This window comes from Caulobacter sp. X (assembly GCF_002742635.1).
Classification (GTDB): Bacteria; Pseudomonadota; Alphaproteobacteria; order Caulobacterales; family Caulobacteraceae; genus Caulobacter.
Genome location: NZ_PEGF01000001.1, coordinates 2,222,475 through 2,248,712, shown reverse-complemented (window position 1 = coordinate 2,248,712; position 26,238 = coordinate 2,222,475). Strand labels below are relative to the sequence as shown.

22 protein-coding genes and 1 pseudogene are annotated in these 26,238 nt (G+C 67.1%); 10 read left to right on the top strand and 13 right to left on the bottom strand.

Features of this window, described 5'->3' with window-relative positions; genetic code table 11:
• The first annotated feature begins 11 nt into the window (after nt 1-11).
• Both CSW60_RS10395 and CSW60_RS10390 read left to right on the top strand, forming a co-directional pair.
• Nucleotides 12-602, top strand: coding sequence for a biliverdin-producing heme oxygenase (locus tag CSW60_RS10395; RefSeq protein WP_143324153.1), 591 nt, complete (start codon nt 12-14; stop codon nt 600-602).
• Complete coding sequence (locus tag CSW60_RS10390; RefSeq protein ID WP_099537168.1) at nt 571-3,105, top strand: HWE histidine kinase domain-containing protein; 2,535 nt, start codon at nt 571-573, stop codon at nt 3,103-3,105. The genes CSW60_RS10395 and CSW60_RS10390 overlap by 32 nt, the downstream gene beginning before the upstream one ends.
• On the opposite strand, the gene CSW60_RS10385 is transcribed toward CSW60_RS10390, so the two are convergent.
• The 5 genes from CSW60_RS10385 to CSW60_RS10365 form a co-directional block, all read right to left on the bottom strand.
• Nucleotides 3,102-3,530, bottom strand: coding sequence for a thiol-disulfide oxidoreductase DCC family protein (locus tag CSW60_RS10385; protein ID WP_236634242.1), 429 nt, complete (start codon nt 3,528-3,530; stop codon nt 3,102-3,104). The genes CSW60_RS10390 and CSW60_RS10385 overlap by 4 nt on opposite strands.
• Nucleotides 3,527-4,081: an SRPBCC family protein gene (locus CSW60_RS10380; protein WP_099537166.1), complete on the bottom strand. Its 555-nt coding sequence runs from the start codon at nt 4,079-4,081 to the stop codon at nt 3,527-3,529. The genes CSW60_RS10385 and CSW60_RS10380 overlap by 4 nt, the downstream gene beginning before the upstream one ends.
• A gap of 40 nt (nt 4,082-4,121) precedes the next feature.
• Nucleotides 4,122-6,050: an acetate--CoA ligase gene (acs, locus tag CSW60_RS10375; RefSeq protein WP_099537643.1), complete on the bottom strand. Its 1,929-nt coding sequence runs from the start codon at nt 6,048-6,050 to the stop codon at nt 4,122-4,124.
• Between the two features lie 126 nt (nt 6,051-6,176).
• Nucleotides 6,177-7,697 (bottom strand): aldehyde dehydrogenase, encoded by a 1,521-nt coding sequence (gene adh, locus CSW60_RS10370; RefSeq protein ID WP_099537642.1) that lies wholly within the window; start codon nt 7,695-7,697, stop codon nt 6,177-6,179.
• A 119-nt stretch (nt 7,698-7,816) separates the two neighbouring features.
• Entirely contained in the window at nt 7,817-8,767 is a 951-nt protein-coding gene (locus CSW60_RS10365) for a GAF domain-containing protein (protein ID WP_099537165.1), read from the bottom strand.
• Between the two features lie 140 nt (nt 8,768-8,907).
• Here CSW60_RS10365 and CSW60_RS10360 point away from each other — a divergent pair, with 140 nt between their 5' ends.
• A complete protein-coding gene (locus CSW60_RS10360; protein ID WP_099537164.1) occupies nt 8,908-9,660 on the top strand; it encodes a creatininase family protein in 753 nt (250 codons plus the stop codon).
• Here CSW60_RS10360 and CSW60_RS10355 read toward each other — a convergent pair.
• Nucleotides 9,657-10,680 (bottom strand): annotated as a pseudogene (locus CSW60_RS10355) (XdhC family protein). The gene CSW60_RS10360 and the pseudogene CSW60_RS10355 sit on opposite strands and share 4 nt — an antisense overlap.
• Nucleotides 10,681-10,731: 51 nt before the next feature.
• Here CSW60_RS10355 and CSW60_RS10350 point away from each other — a divergent pair.
• Both CSW60_RS10350 and CSW60_RS10345 read left to right on the top strand, forming a co-directional pair.
• The gene (locus CSW60_RS10350) at nt 10,732-11,607 is read left to right on the top strand and encodes a bifunctional regulator KidO (protein ID WP_099537162.1); all 876 of its coding nucleotides are present in this window, start codon (nt 10,732-10,734) and stop codon (nt 11,605-11,607) included.
• A gap of 183 nt (nt 11,608-11,790) precedes the next feature.
• Nucleotides 11,791-12,495, top strand: a complete 705-nt coding sequence (locus CSW60_RS10345; protein WP_099537161.1) for a glycosyltransferase family protein — start codon at nt 11,791-11,793, stop codon at nt 12,493-12,495.
• A 37-nt stretch (nt 12,496-12,532) separates the two neighbouring features.
• Here the strand turns inward: CSW60_RS10345 and ald are convergent, their stop codons facing one another.
• Entirely contained in the window at nt 12,533-13,645 is a 1,113-nt protein-coding gene (gene ald / locus CSW60_RS10340) for an alanine dehydrogenase (RefSeq protein ID WP_099537160.1), read from the bottom strand.
• Between the two features lie 118 nt (nt 13,646-13,763).
• On the opposite strand from ald, the gene CSW60_RS10335 reads away from it, so the two are divergent.
• Entirely contained in the window at nt 13,764-14,237 is a 474-nt protein-coding gene (locus tag CSW60_RS10335) for an Lrp/AsnC family transcriptional regulator (protein WP_066687871.1), read from the top strand.
• 72 nt (nt 14,238-14,309) lie between these two features.
• Nucleotides 14,310-15,131, top strand: coding sequence for a carbonic anhydrase (locus CSW60_RS10330; protein WP_099537159.1), 822 nt, complete (start codon nt 14,310-14,312; stop codon nt 15,129-15,131).
• A 17-nt stretch (nt 15,132-15,148) separates the two neighbouring features.
• On the opposite strand, the gene CSW60_RS10325 is transcribed toward CSW60_RS10330, so the two are convergent.
• Genes CSW60_RS10325 through CSW60_RS10315 form a run of 3 tightly spaced genes read right to left on the bottom strand, consistent with a single transcriptional unit; the run spans nt 15,149 to nt 17,102 of the window.
• Nucleotides 15,149-15,781: a carbonic anhydrase gene (locus CSW60_RS10325; RefSeq protein ID WP_099537158.1), complete on the bottom strand. Its 633-nt coding sequence runs from the start codon at nt 15,779-15,781 to the stop codon at nt 15,149-15,151.
• Nucleotides 15,782-16,414, bottom strand: a complete 633-nt coding sequence (maiA, locus tag CSW60_RS10320) for a maleylacetoacetate isomerase (protein WP_099537157.1) — start codon at nt 16,412-16,414, stop codon at nt 15,782-15,784.
• Between the two features lie 7 nt (nt 16,415-16,421).
• The gene (locus tag CSW60_RS10315; RefSeq protein ID WP_099537156.1) at nt 16,422-17,102 is read right to left on the bottom strand and encodes a fumarylacetoacetate hydrolase family protein; all 681 of its coding nucleotides are present in this window, start codon (nt 17,100-17,102) and stop codon (nt 16,422-16,424) included.
• A 198-nt stretch (nt 17,103-17,300) separates the two neighbouring features.
• Between CSW60_RS10315 and CSW60_RS10310 the strand changes: the two genes are divergently transcribed.
• Both CSW60_RS10310 and CSW60_RS10305 read left to right on the top strand, forming a co-directional pair.
• Complete coding sequence (locus CSW60_RS10310; protein ID WP_099537155.1) at nt 17,301-18,179, top strand: ABC transporter ATP-binding protein; 879 nt, start codon at nt 17,301-17,303, stop codon at nt 18,177-18,179.
• A 13-nt stretch (nt 18,180-18,192) separates the two neighbouring features.
• The gene (locus CSW60_RS10305; RefSeq protein WP_099537154.1) at nt 18,193-21,780 is read left to right on the top strand and encodes a M1 family aminopeptidase; all 3,588 of its coding nucleotides are present in this window, start codon (nt 18,193-18,195) and stop codon (nt 21,778-21,780) included.
• Between the two features lie 59 nt (nt 21,781-21,839).
• Here the strand turns inward: CSW60_RS10305 and CSW60_RS10300 are convergent, their stop codons facing one another.
• Nucleotides 21,840-22,472 carry a DUF4142 domain-containing protein gene (locus CSW60_RS10300; RefSeq protein ID WP_099537153.1) on the bottom strand — a complete coding sequence of 211 codons (633 nt, stop codon included), beginning with the start codon at nt 22,470-22,472 and terminating at the stop codon, nt 21,840-21,842.
• Nucleotides 22,473-22,592: 120 nt separating this feature from the next.
• On the opposite strand from CSW60_RS10300, the gene CSW60_RS10295 reads away from it, so the two are divergent.
• The gene (locus CSW60_RS10295; RefSeq protein WP_099537152.1) at nt 22,593-23,795 is read left to right on the top strand and encodes a CaiB/BaiF CoA-transferase family protein; all 1,203 of its coding nucleotides are present in this window, start codon (nt 22,593-22,595) and stop codon (nt 23,793-23,795) included.
• Between the two features lie 6 nt (nt 23,796-23,801).
• Here the strand turns inward: CSW60_RS10295 and aac(6') are convergent, their stop codons facing one another.
• Nucleotides 23,802-24,245, bottom strand: coding sequence for an aminoglycoside 6'-N-acetyltransferase (gene aac(6'), locus CSW60_RS10290; RefSeq protein ID WP_099537151.1), 444 nt, complete (start codon nt 24,243-24,245; stop codon nt 23,802-23,804).
• Nucleotides 24,246-24,248: 3 nt separating this feature from the next.
• Nucleotides 24,249-26,087 carry an HWE histidine kinase domain-containing protein gene (locus CSW60_RS10285; RefSeq protein WP_099537150.1) on the bottom strand — a complete coding sequence of 613 codons (1,839 nt, stop codon included), beginning with the start codon at nt 26,085-26,087 and terminating at the stop codon, nt 24,249-24,251.
• Between the last annotated feature and the right edge of the window lie 151 nt (nt 26,088-26,238).

The following is a 26,238-nucleotide window of genomic DNA, read 5'->3' as shown; positions in this document are numbered from 1 at the left end:
TGGGGCCCTGATTGACTGCACCTTTGCTTCGTGACCGCCTGCGCGCGGCGACCGCTCAAGACCATGCGGCGCTGGACGCTGTCGCGGCGGCCTTCGATTTTGAGAGCATCTCTGGATATGGGCGGTTCCTCTCAGCGTCCGCCGCCGCCCTGACGCCCTTGGAGCTGGCCCTGGAGCGGGCCGGCGTCGGGACCTGGCTGGACGACTGGCCCGACCGGAGCCGACGCGCGGCGGTGTCGCGCGATCTCGCCGCCCTGGGTCTGGCGCCTCCCGCCATGGCGGCTCAGCCCACGCCGTCGCGAGGGTTCGCCGTCGGGCTCCTCTATGTTCTCGAGGGTTCAAGGCTGGGCGCGCGTTTCCTGGCGCGCCGCGTGCGCGGGGCGGCGCCCGGCTTGCCGACCAGCTACCTCAGCCATGGCGACGAGGCCGATCTCTGGCGCTCCTTCCTGGCGTGGTTGGAAGCGCAGCCGAAAGTCGGCTTGCGGACAGACGAGGCCATCGCGGGTGCGCGATATGGGTTTCAGTGTTTCTCGGCCGCGTTCGAGACCGCCGCCTCGCCTGGAGTCCCGAATGTCCGAGCCGGCGCCCATGTCCGGATTTGAGGTCGATCTGACCAACTGCGATCGCGAGCCGATCCATATGCTCGGCGCGATTCAGCCCTTCGGCTTTCTGCTCGCCGTCGACACCGACTGGCTGGTCGTCCACGCCTCGACCACCACGCTGCGGTTTCTGGGCCTGTCGGCGACGGATCTCATTGGCCGGCCCCTGACGCAGGTCATGAGCGGTCATGCCATTCACGCCATCCGCGGGCGATTGCAGATCATGCGCGGGGCCGACGCGGTCGAGCGGATGTTCGGCCAGCCGTTGGTCGATGGCGGCGAGGACTTTGACCTGGCGCTGCACTATTCCGGCCGCATGCTGATTATCGAGGGGGAGCCAAGCCAGGCCGAAGCCTTGATCGAGGCGGCCTCGGCGGTGCGCTCCATGACCATGCGGATCGCCGCGCGTCCGGGCTTCGAGGACTTCTGCCACGAGGCCGCGCGCCAGGTTCGGGCGCTGACGGAGTTCGACCGGGTCATGGTCTACCGCTTCAGCCACGACGGCGCCGGCGAGGTGATCGCCGAGTCGGTGCGCCCCGGCGTCGGATCGTTCCTGGGGCAGCGCTATCCCGCTTCCGATATCCCGGTCCAGGCGCGGGCCCTGTACGAACGCAACTGGCTGCGGATCATCGCCGACGTCGATGCCGAGGTCTCACCGATCGCGCCTCAGGTCAGCGTCACCGGCGAGCCCGTGGACCTGTCGATGAGCATGTTGCGGGCCGTCTCGCCGATCCATATCGAGTATCTGCGCAACATGGGCGTCGGAGCCTCGCTGTCGATCTCGATCCTGCGCGATGGCAAGCTTTGGGGCCTGTTCGCCTGCCATCACTACGGGCCCAAGCACATCAGCTACGAACGCCGGACCGCCGCGGAGCTGTTCGGACAGCTGTTCTCCCTGACGCTTGAAAGCCGCGAGCGGGAGATCGAGATGCGTCGCCAGGCCGAGGCGCGCGCCTTGCACGATCGGATGATGGCGGCGGTCGTGGGCGCGCCCCAGGGGACGGACACGCTCAGTCCCTACCTCGACGACCTGTGTCGCCTCATCCATTGCGACGGCTTGGCGCTGTGGCTGGACGGGCGGCTGACGCTGCGGGATTCGACGCCGGACGCCAGCAATGTGCACGCCCTGATCCGTCTGCTGCGCGAAAAGGACACCCATACGGTCTTCGCGACCAATGAGATCGCTGGGCTGTTGCCGTCGGCCGCGTCCTGGGCCGGCAAGGCGGCGGGCATGATGGCGGTGCCGTTGTCGCGGGCGCCGCGCGACTATCTGATCTTCTTCCGCAAGGAGGAGGCCCAGACCGTCGTCTGGGCAGGGCAGCCCGCGAAGCTTGTACAGGTCGGACCCCTGGGCGAGCGGCTGACGCCCCGCAAGAGCTTCGAGGCGTGGGAAGAGACCGTGCGCGGCCATAGTCGACCCTGGACGCAGGCCGAGCGCTTCCTGGCCGAGAGCATGCGGGTCAGCCTGCTGGAGATCGTCTTCCGCCTGACCGACCTCGCCGACGAGGAGCGGCAGCGCGCCAACCAGCGGCAGGAGTTGCTGATCGCGGAGCTGAACCACCGGGTCCGCAACATCCTGGGCCTGATCCGGGGGCTGATCAGCCAGAGCCGCGCGGGGGTGTCGACGGTCGAGCAGTTCGCCGAGGTGGTGGGCGGCCGCGTCCAGGCCCTGGCGCGGGCGCATGATCAAATCACCCGCCACCAATGGGGGCCGGGCGCGCTGAGCGACCTGATCACCGCCGAGGCGGAAGCCTATCTGAGCGCCAAGGCCGACCGTGTGCGCCTGACCGGCGCGCCCACGGCGCTTGCGCCTGACGCCTTCTCGCTTCTGTCGCTCGTCATCCATGAGCTGATGACGAACTCCGCCAAGTATGGAGCCCTTTGCGATCAGCGTGGGTATGTGACGGTGGACTGGATGCGTGACGCCCAAGGCGACCTGATCATCGACTGGCGCGAGCGCGACGGTCCAATGGTCAGGCCGCCCACGCGCCGAGGGTTCGGTTCGACCATCATCGAGCATTCCATTCCGCACGACCTGGATGGCGAAGTGACCCTGGACTACCGTCCCGAGGGGTTCCAGGCGCGGATTCGCATCCCGGCGCGCTACGTGACCACCGAAGGAGTCGAGGCGACGATCGCCAAGGCCAAGCGCGCGGAGACGCCCGTCCGGGCGCCGGACCGTATGCTGGTCCTTGAAGACAACATGATCATCGCGCTCGATCTTGAGGACATGCTGACGCGCCTGGGGGTCAAGCAGGTGACGGTCGTCTCCAGCGTCGGCCAAGCTCTGGAGGCGCTGGCGGAGGCTGTGCCGCCCTTCGCGATCCTGGACGTGAATCTCGGATCGGAGACCAGCTTCCCGGTAGCCCAGGCGCTGCAGGAGGCGGGCGTGCCGTTCGCGTTTGGCACCGGCTTTGGCGACAGCGCGGCCTTTCCCGACCGCTTCCGGGATACGCCGGTGCTGCAGAAGCCCTACAGCGCCGAGAGCGTCGCGGCGTTGTTCTAGGGCGCTTCGGTGATGAACCGGGCGCGCTGGTCCTCGGTCGGGACCATGCAATGCTCGCGCCGTCCAAAGAGCCGATAGCGGTTGCGAGCGATCGCGTCATAGATCTGGTCCGTGAGACCGCGCGGCAGGCGGTCGAGGATCGCCAGCCACCGCCAGGGCTGGGATGAGCGACGCAGGATCGCCGCGACCGCCGCCGTCTTGATGAGCGCCCGGCCCTGGTCAAGAAAGACGAAGCTGTCAGGCGACTCCGGGTTCAGGCCGTGCCGCGCGGCGAGCGCCTGGCCATAGGGCGACTGCAGAGGCGTGAAGCGGATGGCGCCTTCGCGGTCGATCGCCAAGACCGCCTGAACCGCGCCGTGGCACAGGTTGCACACCCCGTCGAACAGCATCAGGCCATCGGGCTCGTGGGGCGGGCGCGATGTCATGGCCGCTCGCACTCGCGACGCAGGGCCTGCAGCGCCGCTGGCGCATCACGCCGCATCATGCGCCCGACCAGATCGATGGGCAGGCCGAACGGCGCGCTGGCCCAGAAATCATAGTCCACCTGCGTCCGTCGCCCGCCGTCCAGAGGCGTCAGCCTCCAGGCGCCATCACAGGCGCGGATGTCGCCGCGGATGCAGGTGAAGCGGATCAGCCGGTTCGGCTCCAGCGTCACCCGCGAGGTCGAACGCACCGGCGGGAGGAAGAAGCTGAACCGCACCACATGCTCGCGGATTTCTCCGGCCGCGTCCTTGGATACGATCTTGCAGCGCCGGACCCCCGGCATGATCCGCGCTGCGCGGTCACAGTCGAGCAGGGTGCGATAGACCACCTCTGGCGACGCGGCGATCTCGGTGTGGGCGCGGACGACCCCGTGTCCTTGATCGTCGAGCCGCATCGACACGTCGACGCCATCGCTGCGTTCGCCATCTTCCGCGCGCATGGCCGATGAGGCCATGGCGAGAGAGAGGCTCAGGGCGAGGGCGATCGAGTGCATCACGCCGAAGCTAACGCCTCGGCGCGACTTTCGTCAGGCCTCACGCGCCGGCGCGGTTCTGGACGAGATCGTCCACGACCGACGGATCGGCCAGGGTCGAGGTGTCGCCCAGGCTCTCCAGCTCGTTCTCGGCGATCTTACGCAGGATGCGGCGCATGATCTTGCCCGAGCGGGTCTTCGGCAGGCCCGGCGCCCACTGGATGACGTCGGGGGTCGCGATCGGACCGATCTCGCGGCGGACCCAGTCGGTCAGCTCCTTGCGCAGCGGTTCGCTGGGCGCCACCCCGGCGTTCAGGGTGACGTAGCAATAGATGCCTTGGCCCTTGATCTGGTGCGGATAGCCGACGACCGCCGCCTCGGCGACGCGGGGGTGGGCGACCAGGGCGCTCTCCACCTCGGCCGTGCCCAGGCGGTGGCCCGAGACGTTCAGCACGTCGTCCACGCGCCCGGTGATCCAGTAGTAGCCGTCGGCGTCCCGGCGGCAGCCGTCGCCTGTGAAATACTTGCCGGGATAGGTCGAGAAGTAGGTCTCGAAGAAGCGGCGGTGGTCGCCATAGACCGTGCGCATCTGGCCGGGCCAGCTGTCGGTGATCACGAGGTTGCCCTCGGTCGCGCCCTCCAGCACCCCGCCTTCGGCGTCGACCAGTTCGGGGTTCACGCCGGGCATGGGCCCGCACGCCGAGCCGGGCTTCAGCGCGTCGGCGCCGGGCAGCGGCGTCATCAGCGTGCCGCCGGTTTCCGTCTGCCACCAGGTGTCGACGATCGGGCAGCGGCTCTCGCCGACCACGCGGTGGTACCAGAGCCAGGCTTCCGGGTTGATCGGCTCGCCCACGCTGCCCAGCAGGCGCAGCGAGGCGCGCGAGGTGCGCTCCACTGGAGCCTCGCCCTCGCGCATCAGGGCGCGCAGGGCGGTCGGGGCGGTGTAGAAGATCTCGACCTTGTGCTTGTCGATCACCTGCCAGAAGCGGCTGTTGCAGGGATAGTTCGGCACGCCTTCGAACATCACGCTGGTCGCGCCGTTCGCGAGCGGTCCGTAGACGATGTAGGTGTGGCCGGTGACCCAGCCCACGTCGGCCGTGCACCAATAGATTTCGCCGGGCCGGTAGTCGAACACCACCTCGTGGGTCCAGCTGGCCCAGACCAGATAGCCGCCGGTGGTGTGCAGCACGCCCTTGGGCTTACCCGTCGAGCCCGAGGTGTAGAGGATGAACAGCGGATCCTCGGCGTTCATCGGCTCGGCGGCGCAATGGATCGAGGCCTTGGCGGCGGCGTGTTCGTAGATGACGTCGCGCCCGGCGGTCAGCGGCACGCTGGCGCCGGTGCGGGTGACGACCAGGACCTTCTCGACGCCGGGGCAATGGGCGAGGGCCGCGTCGACATTGACCTTGAGCGGGATACGCTTGCCGCCCCGAACGCCTTCGTCGGCGGTGATCACCAGCTTGGAGTCGCAGTCGTTGATGCGGCCGGCCAGGCTGTCGGGCGAGAAGCCCGCGAAGACCACCGAGTGCACCGCGCCGATGCGGGCGCAGGCCAGCATGGCGTAGGCCGCCTCGGGGATCATCGGCAGGTAGATCGTGACCCGATCGCCCTTGGTCACGCCGTGCGCCTTGAACACGTTGGCCATGCGGCAAACCTGCTCGTGCAGCTCGGCATAGGTGATCTTGCGCGAGGCGGCGGGATCGTCGCCTTCCCAGATCAGCGCGACCTCGTGGGCGCGGTGGGGCAGGTGGCGGTCGATGCAGTTAGCCGAGACGTTGAGGACGCCGTCCTCGTACCAGCGGATCCGGAAGTCCTCTTCGTGGAAGGAGACATCCTTGATCTTGGTCGGCGGCGTGATCCAGTCCAGGCGGCCGGCTAGGTCTTTCCAATACCCGTGCGGGTCCTCGTTGGCGCGTCGTCGCGCGGCCGCCAGGGCTTCGGCGTTGAGGTGGGCGCGTTCGCCCCAGGCCTTCGGAACCGGAAACAGCATGCCGTCGCTCACCCGCCTAACTCCCTTGTATTATTGCCGCCGGAATAGGCGAAGCCAAGCGCCGGGCGCAAGAAGACCATTGCGGTTTCTCGCGCCCGGGCTTGTCGCCCAGAGATCAGTGTTGGATCAGAAGAAGCCCAACGCTTTCGGGCTGTAGCTGACCAGCAGGTTCTTGGTCTGCTGATAGTGGTCCAGCATCATCTTGTGGGTCTCGCGGCCCACGCCCGACTGCTTGTAGCCGCCGAAGGCTGCGTGGGCGGGATAGGCGTGGTAGCAGTTGGTCCACACCCGGCCCGCCTCGATGCCTCGACCGAAGCGGTAGCAGCGGTTGGCGTCGCGGCTCCACACGCCCGCGCCCAGGCCAAAGGCGGTGTCGTTGGCGATCGCCAACGCCTCTTCCTCGGTCTTGAAGGTGGTCACGGCCAGAACCGGACCGAAGATCTCCTCCTGGAAGATCCGCATCTTGTTATGGCCCTCGAAGACCGTGGGCTCGACATAGTAGCCGTCGGCCAACTGCCCTGGCAGGACCTTGCGGTGGCCGCCGGTCAGCAGCTTGGCGCCCTCCTGCCGGCCGATGTCCATGTAGCCGAGGATCTTGTTCAGCTGCTCCTCGGACGCCTGGGCGCCGATCATCGTCGCCGGATCCAGCGGGCTGCCCTGGACCACCGCGTTCACGCGCTTGAGGGCGCGCTCCATGAACCGCTCGTAGATCGACTCCTGCACCAGGGCGCGGCTGGGACAGGTGCAGACTTCGCCCTGGTTCAGGGCGAACATCGTGAAGCCTTCCAGGGCCTTGTCCAGATAGTCGTCGTCCTCGCGGACAACGTCGTCGAAGAAGATGTTCGGGGACTTGCCGCCCAGCTCCAGGGTTACCGGGATCAGGTTCTGGGCGGCGTACTGCATGATCAGCCGACCGGTGGATGTCTCGCCCGTGAAGGCGATCTTGGCGATGCGGGGGCTGGACGCCAGCGGCTTGCCCACCTCGATCCCGAAGCCGTTGACGATGTTGAGCACGCCGGCCGGCAGCAGGTCGCCGATCAGCTCGGCCCACACCATGATCGAGGCGGGGGTCTGCTCGGCGGGCTTCAATACCACGCAGTTGCCGGCCGCCAGGGCGGGCGCGAGCTTCCAGCAGGCCATCAGCAGCGGGAAGTTCCATGGGATGATCTGCCCCACCACGCCCAGCGGCTCGTGGAAGTGATAGGCGATGGTGTCGTGGTCAATCTCCGAGATCGAGCCTTCCTGGCTGCGCAGGCAGCCGGCGAAATAGCGGAAGTGGTCGATCGCCAGCGGAATGTCGGCGGCCAGGGTCTCGCGGATGGGCTTTCCGTTGTCCCAGGTCTCGGCCGTGGCCAGGACCGCGAGGTTCTCTTCCATCCGGTCGGCGATGCGCAGCAGGATGCGAGAGCGATCGGCCGCGCTGGTCTTTCCCCAGGCGGCCTTGGCGGCGTGGGCGGCGTCCAGGGCGCGCTCGATATCGACATCCTGCGAGCGGGCGATCTCGCAGATCTTCTGGCCGTGGATCGGCGAGCTGTTGTCGAAATAGCGTCCGTCAGCCGGAGCGACCCACTGGCCGCCGATGAAATTGTCATAGCGAGCCTTGAACGGCGGGCGCGCCAGGGACTCGATGAATTCGGGTTTGGTCATGGTTTCCTCCATGCCGCCTTCTCGGCGGGCTTCTGGAGGAAGTGTGCGACTCGGGTTCCCGCTCGGCGAAGCTGGCCCGAGGCGAGGCGGGGAGGATGTGTCTCAGATCTGAGACAGGTTCAGTGGAATTCGCGACCGCGCTCCAGGCCAAGCCGCCTGAGTTTCCGGTTCAACGTCGCGCGCGACAGGCCCAGGAGATTGGCGGCCGCCGAGACATTGCCGCCAGCCTGGGTCAGGGCGCGGCGGACGGCGGCGCGCTCGGCGTCGTCCAGATCGGTCGAGCGGTCGGGTGAAGCCAGCCCGCGCCGCAATGTCTCGTCGGTCAACCTCAGTGCCTGGCGCGCCGCGCGGGTGGCGCCAATCACCAGGTCGTCGCCATCGACCGCCAGCATCGGGACGGAGGCCCGTTCCGCCCCGGTTTCCGGCAGCAGGACGATCCGGGCCGTCGGGAAGGCCTCGCGAAAAGCCTTGGCCTCGATCCTTCGGGCCGCGTCGGTGACGATGCGCTCGACCATTCCGGTCAGGGCTTCGTGTCCCTGACGACAGGAGGAGACATCTAGGGCCCCCGCAATGCGTCCGGTCGGGTCGAACAAGGGCGCGACGGTGCAGGAGAGGCCGATGTTTCGGGTGTGGAAGTGTTGGTCGCGATGAACCGTCAGCACGCGCTGCTCGGTCAGGCAGGTGCCTATGCCATTGGTGCCCTCGCGCGCCTCGCTCCAGACCGCGCCCTGCCACAGACCCCAGCGGCGAAAGACCGCGTCGTCGCTCTCCACGCCTCGACGATCGACCGGCACGCCATCGGCGTCGGTCAGCAGAACGCAGCAGCCGGCGTCGCCGACCGCCTGGAACAGGGCGTCCAGATTGTCCTGGGCGGCGGCCAGCAAGGGGCCCATCCGCTCCTGCGCCAGACGCAGCTCCCCGCCGGTGAGCGTCTCGGGCGGCTTTCGGTTCTCCGGATCCAGGTGATGTTGGGTCAGGCAGCGCCGCCACGAGGCGGCGATCGGCGACAGGGCCGGCGCGGCGCCGTCGCGCAGCACCGAAAGAACCCTTTCGGCATGGCCGTCGGCCATAGCGTTTCCTCCGCGGATGAGTGTCCCCCCATCCAGACCCTCAGCATGACGTGACGTCAGCTGATGACGCAATACGGGATTTTACGTGTGGTCACCCCGCTTTGGGCTTAAACGGACGCGAGGTTTCTCAGGAGTTCCCCATGCTGCTCGCACTGTCCACCTGGGCCGAGATCGAGGCCTATCTGAAGACGAACCAGACGGTGGTGGTGCCGATCGGCTCCAACGAGCAGCATGGTCCGACAGGCCTTTTGGGCACCGACTGGCTGTGCCCCGAGATCATCGCCCACGAAGCGCACAAGCGCGCCGACAAGGTGCTGGTGGCGCCGACCTTCAATATCGGCATGGCCCAGCATCACCTGGCCTTTCCGGGCACCATCTTCCTGCGGCCATCGACTTTCATCGCCGCGATCGGCGACTGGGTGCGGTCGCTGGGCGCTCATGGCTTCAAGCGGATCTATTTCCTGAACGGCCATGGGGGCAATGTCGCCTCGATCGAGGCCGCCTTCTCCGAGATCTACGCTGAGTACAGCTTCCGCAAGGAGCGCGCGCCGTTCGCGCTGAAACTGAAGAACTGGTGGGACCTGGCTGGCGTCAACGCCTTGGCCAACAGCCAGTTTCCGACCGGCCACGGCAGCCATGCGACGCCGTCCGAGATCGCCGTGACCCAGTGGGCCTACCCAGAGACGATCAAGACGGTCGCCTATGAGCCCAAGATCGCGCCGACGGGACCGATCCGCGAAGCGCTGGATTTCCGCGCGCGCTACGCCGATGGCCGCATGGGCTCGGACCCGGCCCAGGCGACGCCGGAGAAGGGCGGCGCGCTGGTGGACCTGGCCGCCAGGTCGCTGATCGAGGACCTCGCGGCCTTCTCGGCCGAGGCCACCCCCGCCTAGGCGTCCGCGGGCCGTCGCGCCAGGACCGGTTGGCCGTGGCGCGCGGCCATCACCTCGCCGATCACCGCCACCGCCACCTCGAACGGCGCCTTGCCGCCCAGGTCGAGGCCGATCGGCGCGCGCAGCTTGGCGAGCTCGCGATCCGAAAGGCCTTCGGACCTGAGACGCGCGAGGCGCTCGGGGAGCCGACGCCGGGCGCCGAGCAGGCCCACATAGGGCGCATCCGAGGGCAAGGCCGCCTTCAAGGCCGCATGATCCTGTTCAGGCTCGTGGCCGCAGGCCGCGACCGCCGTCCAAGCGTCCAGGCCGATGTCGGCCAAGGCCGTCTCGACGCTGTCGCGACGATAGGCCACGCCGGCGAGCGGCGGCGGCGTGGAAGGACCTTTCGGTCTGATCAGCGTGGTCTCGAATCCCGATTGAGCGCCCAGGCTCGCGACAGCAAGGGCCGTCGGATCGGCGCCAACGACGATCAAGCGCGGCGGGGGATCGTAAGCGCGCTCGAAGGCGCCCGGCCAAATCGCTTGCGGCTCCTCGGCGCAGAGGCGGCGCGCGCCGTCGCTGACCCAAAAGGCTGGGAGCCTCCGCTGGGCCAGATCGAGGAGAGTCAGCACGGCCGGGTCATCCGGCATGATCCGTTCGATCAGGACTTCAATCCGCGCCCCGCACAGCAGGCGGATATCCGGCCAAGGACTGTCCTCGCCATAGACCAGGCGGCGAGGCTGTCCATCCAAGAGACACGCCTGTGCATGCCCTTCGACGTCGGCCTCGATGCAGCCGCCGGACAGGAAGCCGGAAACGATTTGCGCGCCAAACACCATCTGCGTCCCGATCGGACGGGGGCCGCCGCCGCCCAGCGAAACGATCGTCGCCAGGACCGCCGGGCCTCGCGAAAGCGCGTCGGACAGGGCCGGACGGGCGTCATCGGCCATGCCGTGCGTCGGCCAATCCGCATCGGAGCGATGGTTCATCATTGGGACCAACTTTAACCCCTCGGCAAGGTTCCAGAAACCTGATGTTCAAACCTTGGCGCGTAGCGTCGGTCTTCGATTAGTGATTTCCCGCACGGATGGCATGTCCATTTCGGTCTCAAAATTGGGTCTCGCGGCCGCGCAGTTCGGCCTCGACGGCAGCGGTTCCGCGCCGCGCGGCCGCTCGCCCGAAGTCGAGACCCGCGAGATTCTGAATATCGCCGCCCGCGCCCGTCTGTCCGTGCTGGACGCCTCCGGCCTGTTTGGCCGCGCCGAAACCATTCTCGGCGAGCTCCTGCCGCGTCCGACGCCGTTCCGCGTCACCCTGGCCGCCGGTCGCGCCGATCGCGGCCCGGACTATGTCGAGGCCGAGGCTCGCGCCACGCTGCGCCGCCTGGGCGTTGAGCGCGCGGACGCCATCATCGTTCATTCGCCGTCGGAACTGTTCGGCGCGCATGGTCCGGCGCTCTGGGAGCGTCTCCAGCGCATGAAGGACCAGGGCTTGTTCGCCAAGATCGGCGTCGCCGCCCACGCGTCCGACGATCCGGTCGGCGTCGCCAAGCGCTTCAAGCCCGATATCCTGCAGGCGCCCGCCAGTCTGCTTGACCAGCGCCTGCTGGCCGACGGTTCGCTGCAGCGTATCGCCGGCATGGGGGTCGAGGTGCACCTGCGCTCGATCTTCCTCAATGGCCTGCTGTTCCTGCCGCCCGATCGCGTGCCGGCCCAGCTGAAGGGCGCCTCTGGGCGTCTGTCGCGCGTGCGCCGCATGATCGCCGAAGGCCGCTCGGATCCGCTTCAGGCGGCGCTGGGCTTCGCGCTCTCGCGTCCGGAAGGCTCCGCCGTCCTGGTGGGCGTCAACTCGGCCGCCGAACTGTCGGCGGTGGTGGCCGCGGCCTCGAGCCCGCCGCCGGATCTGGATTGGGACGAGATGGCGATCGACGATCCGGTCGCGCTCGACCCGCGACGTTGGGTCGCCTGACAGAGGTCTCGCCGACGCGCCGGTTTCTCTGGCGCGTTCCTAGAATCACTTCGGACAATGATCCCGTCGAAGGTCGCGGACGCGATCTCCGGCCGAAGACCGTCAACGCCTATTAACCCTATGGTTCACTCGGATTTTAAGACTTCCAGCCTAGCTTGATCCCAACTGAGGGAGAGACGCGACATGATCCTCGCCGTGCTGCAGGCCCGCATGGGGTCCACTCGACTGCCGGGCAAGTCGATGGCCACGCTTCGCGGCGAGCCGATGATCATCCGCCAGCTGGAGCGCCTGCGCGGCGCGCGCTGCCTTTCCAAGATCATTGTCGCGACCAGCGCCGACACCGTCGATGACGCCCTGGCGGGCTTTCTGGTGTCGCGCGGCTACACGGTCCATCGCGGGGCGGGCGCGGATATCCTGGCGCGCATCGCCCGCTGCGCCGAGACGATCAGTTCGGTCAGCCACGTGGTTCGTCTGAAGGGCGATGCGCCGTTCGTGGATCCGGGCGTCATCGACGAGGCCATCCGCCTAGCCCTGGCCAGCGGCGCGGACTACACGTCCAACCGCGTCCAGCGCACCTATCCGGCCGGTCTCGAGGTCGAGGTGATCAAGGCTGGCGCACTGCAAGCGGCCGCGGCCGAGGAGCGTGATCCGATGGCGCGCATCTCGCCCACCGCTGCAATCCGCAATCAGCCCGGCCGCTGGAGCCAGGCGCACCTCACCGCACCCCGCGATTGGTCGCGCCTCGACTGGCGGGTCAAGACGGCCGCCGACCTGGCCTTCGCCCGCTCGGTCTACGACGCCCTGCATCCCGTCGATCCGGGCTTCCGGATGAACGACGTGCTGGACATGATCGGCAGCCGCCAGGACATCGCCCGCTTCGCGGCGTGATCGCTCCCCGGCCTGAGCCGGGGAGACGTTCTTCGAACTACTTCCAGGCCCCGTAGGGGTCGATCGACGTCTTGCCCAGCGCCTCGGCGACGGCCGGGTGAGTCAGCTCTCCCTTCAGCACGTTGAGGCCGCGCGCCAGGTGGACATTGGCCTTCAGCGCGTCGAGGCCCTTGTCGGCCAGCGCCAGACCGAACGGCAGGGTGGCGTTGCCCAGGGCTTCGGACGAGGTGCGCGGCGCGGCGCCCGGCATGTTGGCCACGCAGTAGTGCACGACGCCGTCGACCACATAGGTGGGCTGGGCGTGGGTCGTGGGCTTGCTGGTCTCGAAGCAGCCGCCTTGGTCGATCGAGACGTCGACCAGCACCGAGCCTGGCTTCATTTGCTTCAGGTGCTCGCGGCGCACCAGTTTCGGCGCGGCCGCGCCGGCGGTCAGCACCGCGCCGATCACGACGTCGGCCTTGAGGATCTCGTCCTCGACGGCGGCGAAGGTCGAGTAGCGGGTCAGGATGCGGCCTTGATAGAGGTCGTCCAACTCGCGCATGCGCGGGATCGAGCGCTCCAGCACCACGACCTCGGCGCCCAGGCCCGCGGCCATGCGGGCGGCGTTGCTGCCCACGACGCCGCCGCCCAGGACGGCCACGCGCGCTGGGGGCACGCCCGGTACGCCGCTGAGCAGCAGGCCCATGCCGCCATTGTGCTTCAGCAGGGTTTCGGCCGCCGAGAAGACGGCGATCCGCCCGGCGACTTCCGACATCGGCGCCAGCAGCGGCAGGCCCCCGCGCGCGTCGGTGACGGTCTCGTAGGCGATGGCCGCGCAGCCGCTGTTCAGCAGGCCCTCGGTCTGAGCCGGATCGGGCGCCAGGTGCAGGTAGGTGAAGAGGATGTGGCGCGGTTCGAGCTTTTCCCACTCGACCTTTTGCGGTTCCTTGACCTTCACGATCATGTCAGCGCCCGCGAACACCGCCGCGGCGTCGGGGGCGATGGTCGCGCCGGCCTTCACATAGGCCTCGTCGGCGTAGCCGGCGCCGAGGCCGGCGCCCGACTGGACCAGCACGGTATGGCCGTGGCCGACATATTCACGGACGGCCGTCGGCGTCAGGCCGACCCGGTGCTCGCCCGGTTTGATCTCTGATGGGACGCCAACCCGCATGATGCTTCCTCCAAAAGCGCTTTCCTGGAATTCTGCTCTTCGGACCGCGCAGTTTCCTTGGTGATTTCGTGCTTCGGCGCTATATTGATGCAGGATTCCTGCGCCGGATGGGCGAAGCATGACGAAACCCGCCGCCAATCTCGATGGTTTTGACCGGAAGCTCCTCAACCTGCTGCAGAGGCGGGGGAGAGCCAGCTATGTGGAAATGGGCGAGGCGGTGAATCTATCCGAGTCCGCCTGTCTGCGTCGGGTCAGGGCCTTGGAAGAGTCCGGGGTGATCAGTCGATACGCCGCCGTGATCGACGAGCGCGCGGTCGGCCTGCCGCTCAGCGTCTTCGTGACCGTGACGCTGTCGTCCCAGGCGGAGTCGGCGCTGAGCGCGTTCGAGAAGGCCATAGCGAGCGTGCGCGAAGTCGCCGAATGCTACCTGATGACCGGCGGGTCGGATTATCTGCTGCGGCTGGTGGTTCGGGACGTGGACGATCTTGAACGGGTCCATGCGCAGGAGCTGACCCGTATTCCCGGGGTCGTCCGGGTCAGCTCCAGCATCGCGATGCGCACGGTGGTCAAGCGCGTTGAATTGCCGCTGTAGGGCGCGGTTAACGTTCCTTAGAGCCGTTCTGGTCTAGCTGTTCTCCGACATTGATCGACGTCGGGGGACGAGATGGTTTCGAGACGACTGCTGCTGGGCGCGCTCATCGGCGTTGCGGCGCCGGCCCTGGCCTTCGCCGAGGGCGAAGGCGGCTCGCCCAGTCTCCTGACCAAAAAGGGCCGGCGCACGCGGCGCGCGATCAAGCACCAGTCGACCGACAAAGCCGCGCTGGACAAGGCGCTAGCGACGGTGAAGCCGATGGAGCCGGAGCCGGCTCACGCGCCTGCGCCCGCTGACATGGCCATCAGCCCGGACGAGGCACTCGGTCGCCTGAAACAGGGCAACGCCATCTTCGCCCGAGGCGGCGCCAACATCTCCCTGCCCTCGATGGCCCGCGTGGCCGAGCTGTCCAAGGGCCAGAAGCCGTTCGCCGTGATCATCGGATGCTCGGACAGCCGCGCCGCGCCGGAACTGATCTTCGACTGCAATCTGGGCGAACTCTTCGTGGTCCGCGTCGCCGGCTCGACCGTCAGCCGCGAAGGTCTCGGTTCGATCGTCTATGCCGTGGAACACCTGGGCGCGCCGCTGGTCGTCGTCCTGGGTCACACCAAGTGCGGGGCCGTGGGCGCGGCGGTGGACGTCGCCACCAAGCACGCCGAGCTGCATGGCGCCCTGCATGAAATGGTGCTGCCGATCCTGCCGGCGGTGATCGAAGCCGAGGAGCAGCATCCGGCCGACCTGCAGGACGCCGCGATCCGTCAGAACGTTCGCGACATCGCCCGCCGTCTGAAAGTGTCTGACGGCGTTCTGGCCGAGCGGCTGGAGGAAGGGCGCTTGAAAATCGTCTCGGCCTGCTACGATCTCAGCACGGGCACGGTCGCCTTCGACGCCTGACGTCGAAGGCCCCGCGTTCAGCCGGCCATCGACTCGGCGACGACGCGCTCATAGTCGGCCAGGCTGGCGATGCCGATGTCGAGGTCGGTGACCAAGCCGTCGTGCAGCGAATAGACCCAGCCGTGCACGGCCAGCTGCTGGCCGCGCGCCCAAGCGTCCTGCACGAAGACGTCGGCGGCGACGTTGCGGACCTGGCGGGCGACGTTCAGTTCGGTCAAACGATCCAGCATGGCGCGCTTGTCCGGGATCTGCGCCAGCTCGTGCTTGTGCTCGGCGCAGACTTCGCGGATCGGATGCAGCCAATGGTCGACGAGGCCGCGGCGCTGACCATCGATCGCCGCCGCCACGCCGCCGCAGCCGTAGTGGCCGACGACCATGATGTGCTTGACCTTCAGCACGTCGACCGCGAACTGCAGCACGCTCAGATAGTTGGCGTCCTGCGGCGGAGCCAGGTTGGCGACATTGCGGTGGACGAACAGCTCGCCGGGGTCCAGGCCGACGATCTCGTTGGCCGGCACGCGGCTGTCGCTGCAACCGATCCACAGGTATTCCGGGCTTTGCTGGCCTTCGAGGCGCTTGAAAAAGTCGGGATCGACCTGGGTCTTGCTCTTCGACCAAGCGGCGTTCTTGGCTTTCAGATCCTCAAGCATCTAGCGCTCCGGATGGTGGTCGGGGTGTGCGGCCGCGATGGCCGGGTGCCGCGCCGCGCGGGCGGCGGCGGCTTGGATCGCTGGGAAGGGCGAGAGGTCGACGTTGAAGCGGCCGGCGTTGAACACTTGCGGAACCAGAAGACAATCCACGAGACCCGGCGTGTCGCCGAAGGCGAAAGCGCCGCCATGACGGGCGACCATCGGCTCCAACGCGGAAAAGCCATCCGAGATCCATCGCGTGACCCATGCGTTGCGCTGAGCCTCGTCGATCTCCAGGGCCGTCAAAGCCCGCAGGATGCGCAGGTTGTTCAGCGGATGGATGTCGCAAGCGATGATCTCGGCCATGGCGCGCACTGCAGCCCGGTCGAAAGGATTGGTCGGCAGCAAGCGGGGCTCCGGAAACGCTTCGTCCAGCCATTCCAGAATCGCCAGGCTCTGGGTCAGCGGTCGCCCGTCGACCTCCAGCGTGGGCACCAGGGCTTGGGCGTTGAGCGTGCGGTAGGCGTCAGTCTGGTGCGCGTTCGTCACCAGATCGACCGGCCGCAGCTCGAAATCCAGGCCCTTGAGATTCAGGCCGATCCGAACCCGATAGGGCGCGCTGGCGCGCTTGGCGCTGTGCAGGACGAGCTTCATGGGGACCTCAGACGAGGATGAATTCCAGCCGGCCGACGCCGTCGATCTCGCCGACCACCCTATCGCCGCGCGTGATGGCGGCGACGCCTTCTGGCGTGCCGGTGAAGATCAGATCGCCAGCCGCCAGGGTCCAGAGCGAAGAGGCCTTGGCGATGACTTCGGCGACACTCCAGATCATATCGCCGATCTGGCCGCGCTGGCGTTCGCCGCCGTTGACGGACAGCGTGACGGCGGCTTCGGGCAATGGCTCGCCCATGACGCGGATGGCGCTGATCGGCGCGCTGGCGTCGAAGGCCTTGCCGGCTTCCCAAGGCTGGCCCTTGGCCTTGGCCGCGCCTTGCAGGTCGCGCCGCGTCAGGTCCACGCCCACGGCGTAGCCGAAGACGCAGTCCAGCGCCTGTCCCGGCGTCAGGTCTGATCCGCCGGCCTTCAGCGCCACCACCAGTTCGATCTCATGGTGCAGGTCGCTGGTCGCGGGCGGATAGGGGATTTCAGCGCGCAGCGGCGCGATCGCGTCCGCGGGCTTGGCGAAGAAGAACGGCGGATCGCGCTCGTCGCCACCCATCTCGCGCCGATGCGCGGCGTAGTTTCGGCCGACGCAAAGGATCCGGCGAACGGGAAATACCGCGTCCGATCCCTCCACCGGGACCGTCGGAAGGGCGTGCGGGGGAAAGGCGTAAGTCGTCATGGCGCTTCCTGTAGACCCAAACCGCCCCCGCAAAAACCCTCGTCGCACGTTCGGAGGCGCCAGCTCGAAAGTGAGAGCTTTCCAGAATCCCTGGGTTGAAGGTCTCGCCTAAACGTTCTTTCACTTGCCCCTATCCGCGCCGCCGAGTCATGACGGTGTGGGGATATTTGGGCGGCATTCGGGGGCGACGGAACGTTCATGCTGATCATCGAGAACCTGACCCACGTCTATGGCAACGGCGTCAAAGCCTTGGACGAGGTCAATCTGACGATCCCGCGCGGGATGTATGGCCTTCTGGGGCCGAACGGCGCGGGCAAGTCGACCTTGATGCGCACGATCGCCACCCTGCAGGCGCCGACCTCCGGCCACATCCGTTTCGGCGACATCGACGTCCTGAAGACCCCGGAACTGCTGCGCCGCACGCTGGGCTATCTGCCGCAGGACTTCGGCGTCTATCCGCGGGTGTCGGCCTACGACATGCTGGACCACATGGCCGTTCTGAAGGGGATCGCCAACGCCAAGGACCGCAAGGAGACGGTCGAGCACCTGCTCAATCAGGTGAACCTCTGGAATGTGCGCAAGAAGGCGATCGCCGGCTTCTCGGGCGGCATGCGCCAGCGGTTCGGTATCGCCCAGGCCCTGATCGGCGATCCGCGCCTGATCATCGTCGACGAGCCCACTGCTGGCCTCGACCCCGAAGAGCGCAATCGCTTCCTGAACCTGCTGGCCGAGATCGGCGAGAACGTGGTGGTGATCCTTTCCACCCACATTGTCGAGGACGTTTCCGACCTCTGCCCGGCCATGGCGATCATCTGCGATGGCCGCATCGTCAGCGAGGGCGCGCCGGCGGACCTGGTCGCCAAGCTGCAGGGCCGCATCTGGAAGAAGACCATCGAAAAGAGCGAGCTCGAGGCGGCCAAGGCTCGCTACAAGGTCATCTCGACCCGTCTCCTGGCGGGACGCACCATCATCCATATCGAGTCCGACGACAATCCGGGCGACGGCTTCACGCCGGTCGAGGGCGGGCTGGAGGATGTCTATTTCTCCACCCTCTCGACCACGCGGCGCGCGGCCTGACGGAGGGCGGCCAATGTTTCGCAAGATCGCGGGCTTCGAGCTCCGCTACCAGCTGAAGTCGCCTGTCTTCTGGGTGGTCGCGACCATCTTCTTCCTGCTGACCTTCGGGGCGGCGACGATCGACCAGATCCGCATCGGCGGCGGCGGCAACATCCACAAGAACGCCCCGTTCGCCATCGCCCAGACGCATATCATCCTGTCGATCTTCTACATGTTCGTGACCACGGCCTTCGTGGCCAATGTGGTGGTCCGCGACGACGAGACCGGCTTTGGACCGATCCTGCGGTCCACCCGCGTGCGCAAGTTCGACTACTTGTATGGCCGCTTCACCGGCGCCGTTCTGGCCGCGGCGATCTCGTTCCTGGTCGTGCCCTTCGCCATCTGGCTGGGCTCGTTCATGCCTTGGATCGATCCGGAACGGCTGGGCCCGAACGATCTCCACGCCTACCTCTTCTCCTATTTCGTCCTGGCCTTGCCGACGATCCTGCTGACTTCGGCGCTATTCTTCGCCCTGGCCACGGTCACGCGGTCGATGATGTGGACCTATGTCGGCGTCATCGCCTTCATCGTGCTCTGGATCGTCGCGGGCATCGCTCTGCGTCGGCCGGAATACGCCAAGATCGCGGCCTATTGGGAGCCGCTGGGCGCTTCGGCGTTTGGCCAGGCGACGCGCTACTGGACCGCCAGCGAACGCAACACCCTTGTGCCGCCGCTCACGGGCGCGTTGCTGTTCAACCGCATTTTCGTGAGCGCCTTGGCGGTCGGGTTCCTGACGCTGGCCTACGGCCTCTTCCGGTTCCAGTCCGCTGACCTCTCGGGTCAGCGTAAGATCAAGGCGACGAAAGGGGCGGCTGATGAGGCGCCTCCATCCGCCCTGGCCGGACCTCTGCCCACGCCCCGCTTCGATCGCCAGACCGCCTGGGCGCAGCTGGTGGTTCGCACGCGGCTGGACATGGGCCAGGTATTCAAGAGCCCGGCCTATTTCGTGCTGCTGTTTCTGGGCCTCGCCAACGCCATGGGTTCGCTGTGGTTCGCGACCGAGGCAGGGACCTATGGCGGCGTCATCTATCCCGTCACGCGCGTTCTTATCGAGCCTCTGCTGGGCTCGTTCAGCCTGATCCCGATTATCATCGCCATCTACTACTCGGGCGAGTTGGTCTGGCGCGAACGCGAGCGCAAGACCCACGAGATCATCGACGCCACCCCCGTTCCCGACTGGGCGTTCGTCGTTCCCAAAACGCTGGCGATCAGCCTAGTGCTGATCTCGACCCTGCTGATCAGCGTGCTGGCGGCGGTGCTGAGCCAAGCCCTGCACGGCTACTTCAATTTCGAGTTCGAGAAGTACCTGCTCTGGTACCTGCTGCCGCAGTCGGTGGACTGGATCCTGCTGGCGGCGCTGGCCGTCTTCCTGCAGGCGGTGAGCCCGCACAAGTTCATCGGCTGGGGGCTGATGGTGATCTATCTGATCACCACCATCACCTTCGTGAACCTGGGCTTCGAGCACAAGCTCTACAACTACGGCTCGGTCACATCGACGCCGTTCTCCGACATGAACGGCCAGGGCAAGTTCTGGATCGGCGCCTGGTGGCTGCGGGTCTACTGGAGCGCCTTCGCGCTGGTCTTGCTGGTGCTGGCGCATGCTCTGTGGCGCCGTGGGACCGAGAGCCGGCTTCTGCCGCGCCTGCGCCGCCTCCCCGAGCGCCTGAACGGCGGAGCGGGGATCCTGATGACCCTCTCGCTGGCCGTCTTCGCGGCCGCCGGCGGCTACATCTACCTGAACACCAACGTCTGGAACCCCTACCGGACCAAGATCGACAACGAGAAGTGGCAGGCCGATTACGAAAAGACCCTGCTGCCGTTCGAGAACACGCCTCAGCCCAAGATCGTGGCGATGACGCTTGACGTCGACCTGCGTCCGCACGCGCCCAGCATCGAGACCAAAGGCTCTTATGTCCTGGAGAACAAGACGGGCGCGCCGCTGAAGGAAATCCACGTCCGCTTCGATCGCGACCTGCAGGTCAAGGGCCTGTCGATCGAGGGGGCGCGGCCCAAGAAGACCTTCGAGGCCTTCAATTACCGCATCTTCGCCTTCGACACGCCGATGCGCCCGGGCGAACGCCGCAAGATGAGCTTCATCACCCTGCGCGCCCAGCGCGGCTTCCCCAACAGCGACCAGGAGCGCCGGATCGTCGACAACGGCTCGTTCGTGAACAACCTGGAGATCGCGCCGCTGCTGGGCATGTCGCGCGAAGGCCTCCTGCAGGATCGCGCCAAACGCCGGAAGTACGGCCTGCCGCCCGAACTTCGCATGGCCAAGCTGGGCGATGTCGCATCCCGCCAGTTCAATGGCCTGCGCAAGGACGCCGACTTCATCAGCTCCGACATCACCGTTTCGACCGAGGCCGATCAGACGCCGATCGCGCCGGGCTACAAGGTCTCGGATACGGTCAAGAATGGTCGCCGCATCGCGCGCTTCGTGACCGAGGCCCCGATCATGCCGTTCGTGTCGATCCAGTCGGCGCGCTATCAGGTCTCGCGCGAGACCTACAAGGGCGTCGAGCTGGCGGTCTATTACGACGCCCAGCATCCCTGGAACATCGAGCGGATGAAGACCGGCATGAAGCGGTCGCTGGACTACTTCCAGGCCAATTTCAGCCCCTACCAGTTCCGCCAGCTGCGCTTCCAGGAGTTCCCGGACTACGCCCAGTTCGCGCAGTCCTTCGCCAACACCATCCCGTGGTCGGAAGGGCTGTTCTTCATCTCCGACTATCGTGATCCGTCCAAGATCGACATGGTCACCTATGTCGGGGCGCACGAGATCGGCCACCAATGGTGGGCCCACCAGGTGATCGGCGCGGACCAGCAGGGCGGCGCCATGCTGAGCGAGACCTTCGCTCAGTATTCCGCCCTGATGGTCATGAAGCACGCCTATGGCGAGGACCAGATCCGCAAGTTCCTGAAGTTCGAGCTGGACAGCTATCTGCGGGCCCGCGGCGGCGACGTGATCGACGAGCAGCCCTTGGCCAAGGTCGAAGGCCAGCCCTACGTCTATTATCGCAAGGGTTCGCTGGTCATGTACCGCCTGCAGAACGAGGTCGGCGAGGAGGTCGTCAACCGGGCGCTCCGCAAGCTGATCGCCCAGTACGCCTTCAAGGGCGCGCCCTATCCGATCACGACCGACTTCCTGACCTTCCTCCGCGCCGAGGCGCCGGCGGACAAGCAGGCCCTGATCACCGACCTGTTCGAGAAGATCACGCTGTACGACCTGAAGGCCAAGACCGCTTCGGTGAAGGCGCGGCCTGATGGGAAGTTCGACGTCACGGTCACGGTGGACGCCCAGAAGAAGTACGCCGACGGCAAGGGCAAGGAGACCTCCGCCGCCCTGAACGAGACCATGGACGTCGGTGTCTTTACCGCCAAGCCTGGCGACAAAGGCTTCAACGCCAAGGACGTGTTGCTTTACGAGCGTCGTCCGATCCGTTCGGGCGTGCAGACCTTCACCTTCACGGTGGCCAAGAAGCCGAAATTCGCGGGGATCGATCCGTACAATACGGTGATCGACCGCAACAGCGACGACAACACGGTCGCGGTCGGCAACTGACGCGAAAAAGCCCGCCGTCTCGATGACGGCGGGCTCGTTCTCGCAAAGCGACGCAAGCCTTAGTGCTTGGCGTTATCCTTGGCGACGTCCTCGCCGGTGTCGAAGCCCTTCTTCAGGCCTTCGGCCATGTTCAGGTGCTCCTGGACCTTCGGGGCGGTGGCTGCGGCGAACGACTTGAGGGCGGGCGTGTCGCCGTCCTGGGCGTAGCGCTGCAGCAGGTTCAGGGCGGCCTGGTGGGCGTCGACCTGGCTGTCGGCGTACTTCTTGTCGAAGTCCTTGGCGTCAGCCTTGTTCAGGTCGTCCAGCTTGTCCTGCAGGTCTTGCGGCAGCATGGTCGGCGGGGTGAGCGCCGCGCCCGACGCGGCGATCGCGGCCTTCAGCTCATCGGTCGTCTTGGTGTGCGCCTTTTGCATGTCGGCGGCGAATTTCTTGACCGACGCATTGGTCGAGCGCTTGGCGGCGATCTTCGCGGCCTCGATCTCGAACATGTCGCTGGCGGCGGCCTTGGCGACGAAGACGTCCGCCTTGGTCTCGTCCGACGGCGTGGGAACCGTTGCGGCGGGATTGGCGTCCGGCGTGGCGGCTTGCTCGGCCGGCGTCGCGGCGCCCTTGGTTTCGTCGGACTTCTGGCCGCAAGCGGCGAGGCTCAGCGCCGCCACGGCGGCGCTGACGATCATCAGGTGACGGGTCATGGCTTTGTCTTTCCCTGGGTTCTTTTTTGTTAGAGAGGGATCAAACTTCGGCGCCGCGGTTCGCCGTCGTGCCAAAAGAACATCACGGGGCCGTGATCGGTTCCCGTGGAGCTGGGGAACATGTTGATGACCGAAGGCCCGCTTGCCGGATTGCGCGTGATCGAGATGGGCTCGCTGATCGCCGGTCCCTTTTGCGGACAGGTGTTGGGCGACTTCGGCGCCGAGGTGATCAAGCTCGAGGACCCCAAGGTCGGCGATCCGATGCGTCAGTGGGGGCGCTCCAAGCCCAAGGGCCTGTCGCCCTGGTGGCCGGTGATCGGCCGCAACAAGAAGTCCGTGACCATCGACCTTCGCACCGAGGAAGGCCGCGACATCGCGCGCACGCTGATCGCCAAGGCGGACGTGGTCGTCGAGAACTTCCGGCCCGGCACGCTTGAGAAGTGGGGCATGGGCTATGAGGCCCTGGCGAAGACCAATCCGGGCCTCGTCATGGCGCGCGTTTCCGGCTTCGGCCAGACCGGCCCCTATTCGAGGCGCGCCGGCTATGCGCTGGTCGGCGAGGCGATGGGCGGCCTGCGCCATATCACCGGCGAGCCCGATCGGCCGCCGGCGCGAGCGGGCATTTCGATCGGCGACAGCCTTTCCGGCCTCAATGCGGCGCTCGGCGTGATGATGGCCCTGCACGCTCGCCAGCGGACCGGCAAGGGACAGGTGGTCGACGCGGCGATCTACGAGAGCGTTCTGACGGTGATGGAGAACCTGATCACCGAATACGACCTCACCGGCTATATCCGCGAGCGCTCGGGCGCCGTGCTGCCGGGCATCGCGCCGTCGAATGTCTATCCGACCAAGTCGGGCGAGCTGGTGCTAATCGGGGCCAATCAGGACACGCTGTTCAAGCGGCTCTGCGATTTGATGGGCCGCCCCGATCTCGCCGATGACCCCCGCTATCGCGATCATGCGGCGCGCGGCGCGCATCAGGCCGAGCTCGACGCGCGCATCGCCGCATGGACAGCGGACCAGGACATTGAAGAGCTGTTGCCGAAGCTGGAAGCCGCGGGCCTCGCCACGGGGCGGATCTACCGCGCGCCGGACATGCTGAAGGACCCCCAGTTCCAGGCCCGCGAGTCCATCGTCACGGTGCCGCATCCGGTGTTCGGCGAAGTGAAGATGCAGAACGCCTTCCCTCGCCTGACCGAAACCCCTGGGACCGTGCGCTGGCCGGGCCCCACGCTCGGCGAGCACACCGACATCGTCCTGGCCGAGCTGGCGGGTCTGGACGCCGAGGCCCTGGCGGATCTGCGGGCGCGGAGCGTGATCTAGGACGCTTCAGAGCGCCTTGCGGAAATAGACCACCCGTTCGGTCTCCTCGAAGCCTATCGCTTGATGGAAGGCGTGGCTTTCGAGGTTGTCCGCCAAGGCGTCCGACGCCAGCTCCGTGCAACCGCGACGACGCGCCCAGTCAGCGACCGCTTCACACAGCGCGCGCCCGACCTGGGCGTTGCGGAACTCGGGGCGCACGTACAGTCCCTCGACGAACGCGACGGGCGAGGTTTCGCAGCCGTTGATATAGTCGTGGCGCAAGGCCGCCTCGACGAAGCCCGCGAGCCGGCCGCCCGGCGCTTCCGCCAGAAAGGCGATGATGTCCTTCTCCGAGGCGAGCGCCTCGGCGACCTCCTCGCGGTGGTCGGCGATATCATCATCCGGCCAGAGCGCGACGCGGAGCGCGGTCCAGGCGTCCAGGTCTCGCGGCGCGGCGGCGCGGATCAGCATGGCTCAGGCCCGACCCGTGACCCCGGCCACGGCGCGGGCGATCTGGTGAACGTTGTACGGCTTGCGCACGATCGGGGCGTCGAAGCCCATCGGCGCGGCCTTGTCGGCATAGCCCGTGGCGAACACGAAGGGACGACCCATGCTGCGCAGGATCTCGGCGACGGGGGCGACCGACTGACCGTTCAGGTCGGCGTCCAAGACCGCGACGTCAAAGTCCTTCTCGACCATCGACAGCGCCTCGCCCAATTCGGCGGCGCAGCCCACGACCTCGACGCCGGCGTCCTCCAGGCCCGCTTCCAGCTCCAGGGCCAGCAGCAACGAATCCTCGACGATAAGCACCTTGAGTCCGGCGATGGCGCCCGGCCTCACGGTCTCGTCGGCGGCCACCACGGTCTCGACGATCCGTTCGGGAGCGGCGCTGACCGGTTCGACCGGCGGCGCGTCGGCCAGAGCCTCGGCCGCGCCGACGATCATGGCGGTGACGCCGCTTGAGCGATAGTTGATCTTGGCCGAGCCGCCCAGCTCGCGGCCGGCGACATCCTCGATCAGCGTGGCGCCAAAACCCTTGGTCGCCGGCGCCGCCGCGGGCGGCCCGCCGGTCTCCAGCCACTCAAGGGCGAAACCGCCGTCCGGCGTCCGCCGCCAGACCACCTCGACCTTGCCGTTCTCGGTCGACAGCGAGCCGTAGCGCACGGCGTTGACCGCCAGTTCGTGCAGCGCCAGCGACAGCGCCGCGGCGGCGCGCGGCGTCAGGAACAGCTCCGGGCCGTCCCAGCGGGTCTGGGTGGGGGCGAGACCGCCGAGCTCGGCGGCGGCGATCCGCGCCAGGGTCGCGCCGCGCCAGCGGGCGGCGCTCAGCAGGTCGTGCGCCGAGCTCATCGACTTCAGGCGCGCGGCGAATGTCTTGAGGAAGACGTCAAGCGAGGCGGACTTGCGCGCCGACTGGGCGGCGACCGACTGGACGACCGCCAGCAGGTTCTTGATCCTATGATCCAGCTCGGCGACGAGGGCTTCGCGTTGCTGTTCCTCGGCCTTCCGCTCGCTGATATCCTGGACAACGCCGATCAGATAGGTCGGCTCGTGGTCCGGGCCGAACAGCATGACGCCCGACCCGTGGTACCAGACCGCTCGGCCGTCCGCGTCGGGAAGACGGCGATATTCAAGGCTGTAGCGGCCGGTCTCGGCGAGCTGCCTGTTGATTGTCTCGCGGGCGATCTCACGATCTTCGGGGTGGATGTAGGGAAACAGCGCCGCGCCGTTTTCGGACGGGATCACGCCAGGCGCAATCCCGGCGACCTTGGCTAGGCGAGGGCTGATCTTGAAGACGTCGCGCTTGATGTCCCATTCGAACTCGCCAAGCGCCGCCGCGGTGATGGCGAGGTTGAGGCGTTCGCCCTCCAGCGTTCTGTCGCCCTCGGGCTTCGCCGTCAGGACCTCGGCCGCCAGGTCCGCTAGATCCTCCAGCGCCTGAAGGTCTTCAGCGGCGGTCAGGCCATGCGCGCCCGGCCCCTCGACGACCAGCGCGCCCAGGATGTGGCCTTGGCTGTCGCGGATCGGCGCGGCCAGATCGATTGTTCTGCCGGTCGAGACCACCTTGTCGGCGAGGTCGTTGCACCGAGGGGCTTCCGGACCCGCATAGCCGACGAACGCCTTGCGCCAGATGCGGTCCTGGTCGACCAGCGCGACGGCGGCCTTAGGCGCGTCGAACAGCCGGGAGGCAAGCCGCGCGACCCGCAGGAGGCGCGGCTCATTCACCTCGCCATCCAGAATTCCAAGCGCGCGCAAAGCCTTGAGGCGGGCGGTTTCCTGGCGGTCGTCGCTGACGATTGGGGCGTCGTCCATGATTCGACCTTAAACTTGGTTCGCGTCCGGCGCGAGCGCCTTTGAATCAGGGCCCTTAAGCAGGCGGATTCGAGTGGTGAAGCTTGGGGTCCTTGAGTATCGTGGAACCGCAGCGACGAGTGCGGCGTTGTCGGGACGCCGCTTCCCGCGT

Coding starts and splice junctions, on each gene's coding strand:
- CSW60_RS10390 (WP_099537168.1), top strand. CDS start 571: ATGTCCGAGCCGGCGCCCATGTCCGGATTTGAGGTCGATCTGACCAAC.
- CSW60_RS10385 (WP_236634242.1), bottom strand. CDS start 3,530: ATGACATCGCGCCCGCCCCACGAGCCCGATGGCCTGATGCTGTTCGAC.
- CSW60_RS10380 (WP_099537166.1), bottom strand. CDS start 4,081: ATGCACTCGATCGCCCTCGCCCTGAGCCTCTCTCTCGCCATGGCCTCA.
- acs (WP_099537643.1), bottom strand. CDS start 6,050: ATGCTGTTTCCGGTTCCGAAGGCCTGGGGCGAACGCGCCCACCTCAAC.
- adh (WP_099537642.1), bottom strand. CDS start 7,697: ATGACCAAACCCGAATTCATCGAGTCCCTGGCGCGCCCGCCGTTCAAG.
- CSW60_RS10365 (WP_099537165.1), bottom strand. CDS start 8,767: ATGGCCGACGGCCATGCCGAAAGGGTTCTTTCGGTGCTGCGCGACGGC.
- CSW60_RS10360 (WP_099537164.1), top strand. CDS start 8,908: ATGCTGCTCGCACTGTCCACCTGGGCCGAGATCGAGGCCTATCTGAAG.
- CSW60_RS10350 (WP_099537162.1), top strand. CDS start 10,732: ATGTCCATTTCGGTCTCAAAATTGGGTCTCGCGGCCGCGCAGTTCGGC.
- CSW60_RS10345 (WP_099537161.1), top strand. CDS start 11,791: ATGATCCTCGCCGTGCTGCAGGCCCGCATGGGGTCCACTCGACTGCCG.
- ald (WP_099537160.1), bottom strand. CDS start 13,645: ATGCGGGTTGGCGTCCCATCAGAGATCAAACCGGGCGAGCACCGGGTC.
- CSW60_RS10335 (WP_066687871.1), top strand. CDS start 13,764: ATGACGAAACCCGCCGCCAATCTCGATGGTTTTGACCGGAAGCTCCTC.
- CSW60_RS10330 (WP_099537159.1), top strand. CDS start 14,310: ATGGTTTCGAGACGACTGCTGCTGGGCGCGCTCATCGGCGTTGCGGCG.
- CSW60_RS10325 (WP_099537158.1), bottom strand. CDS start 15,781: ATGCTTGAGGATCTGAAAGCCAAGAACGCCGCTTGGTCGAAGAGCAAG.
- maiA (WP_099537157.1), bottom strand. CDS start 16,414: ATGAAGCTCGTCCTGCACAGCGCCAAGCGCGCCAGCGCGCCCTATCGG.
- CSW60_RS10315 (WP_099537156.1), bottom strand. CDS start 17,102: ATGACGACTTACGCCTTTCCCCCGCACGCCCTTCCGACGGTCCCGGTG.
- CSW60_RS10310 (WP_099537155.1), top strand. CDS start 17,301: ATGCTGATCATCGAGAACCTGACCCACGTCTATGGCAACGGCGTCAAA.
- CSW60_RS10305 (WP_099537154.1), top strand. CDS start 18,193: ATGTTTCGCAAGATCGCGGGCTTCGAGCTCCGCTACCAGCTGAAGTCG.
- CSW60_RS10300 (WP_099537153.1), bottom strand. CDS start 22,472: ATGACCCGTCACCTGATGATCGTCAGCGCCGCCGTGGCGGCGCTGAGC.
- CSW60_RS10295 (WP_099537152.1), top strand. CDS start 22,593: ATGTTGATGACCGAAGGCCCGCTTGCCGGATTGCGCGTGATCGAGATG.
- CSW60_RS10285 (WP_099537150.1), bottom strand. CDS start 26,087: ATGGACGACGCCCCAATCGTCAGCGACGACCGCCAGGAAACCGCCCGC.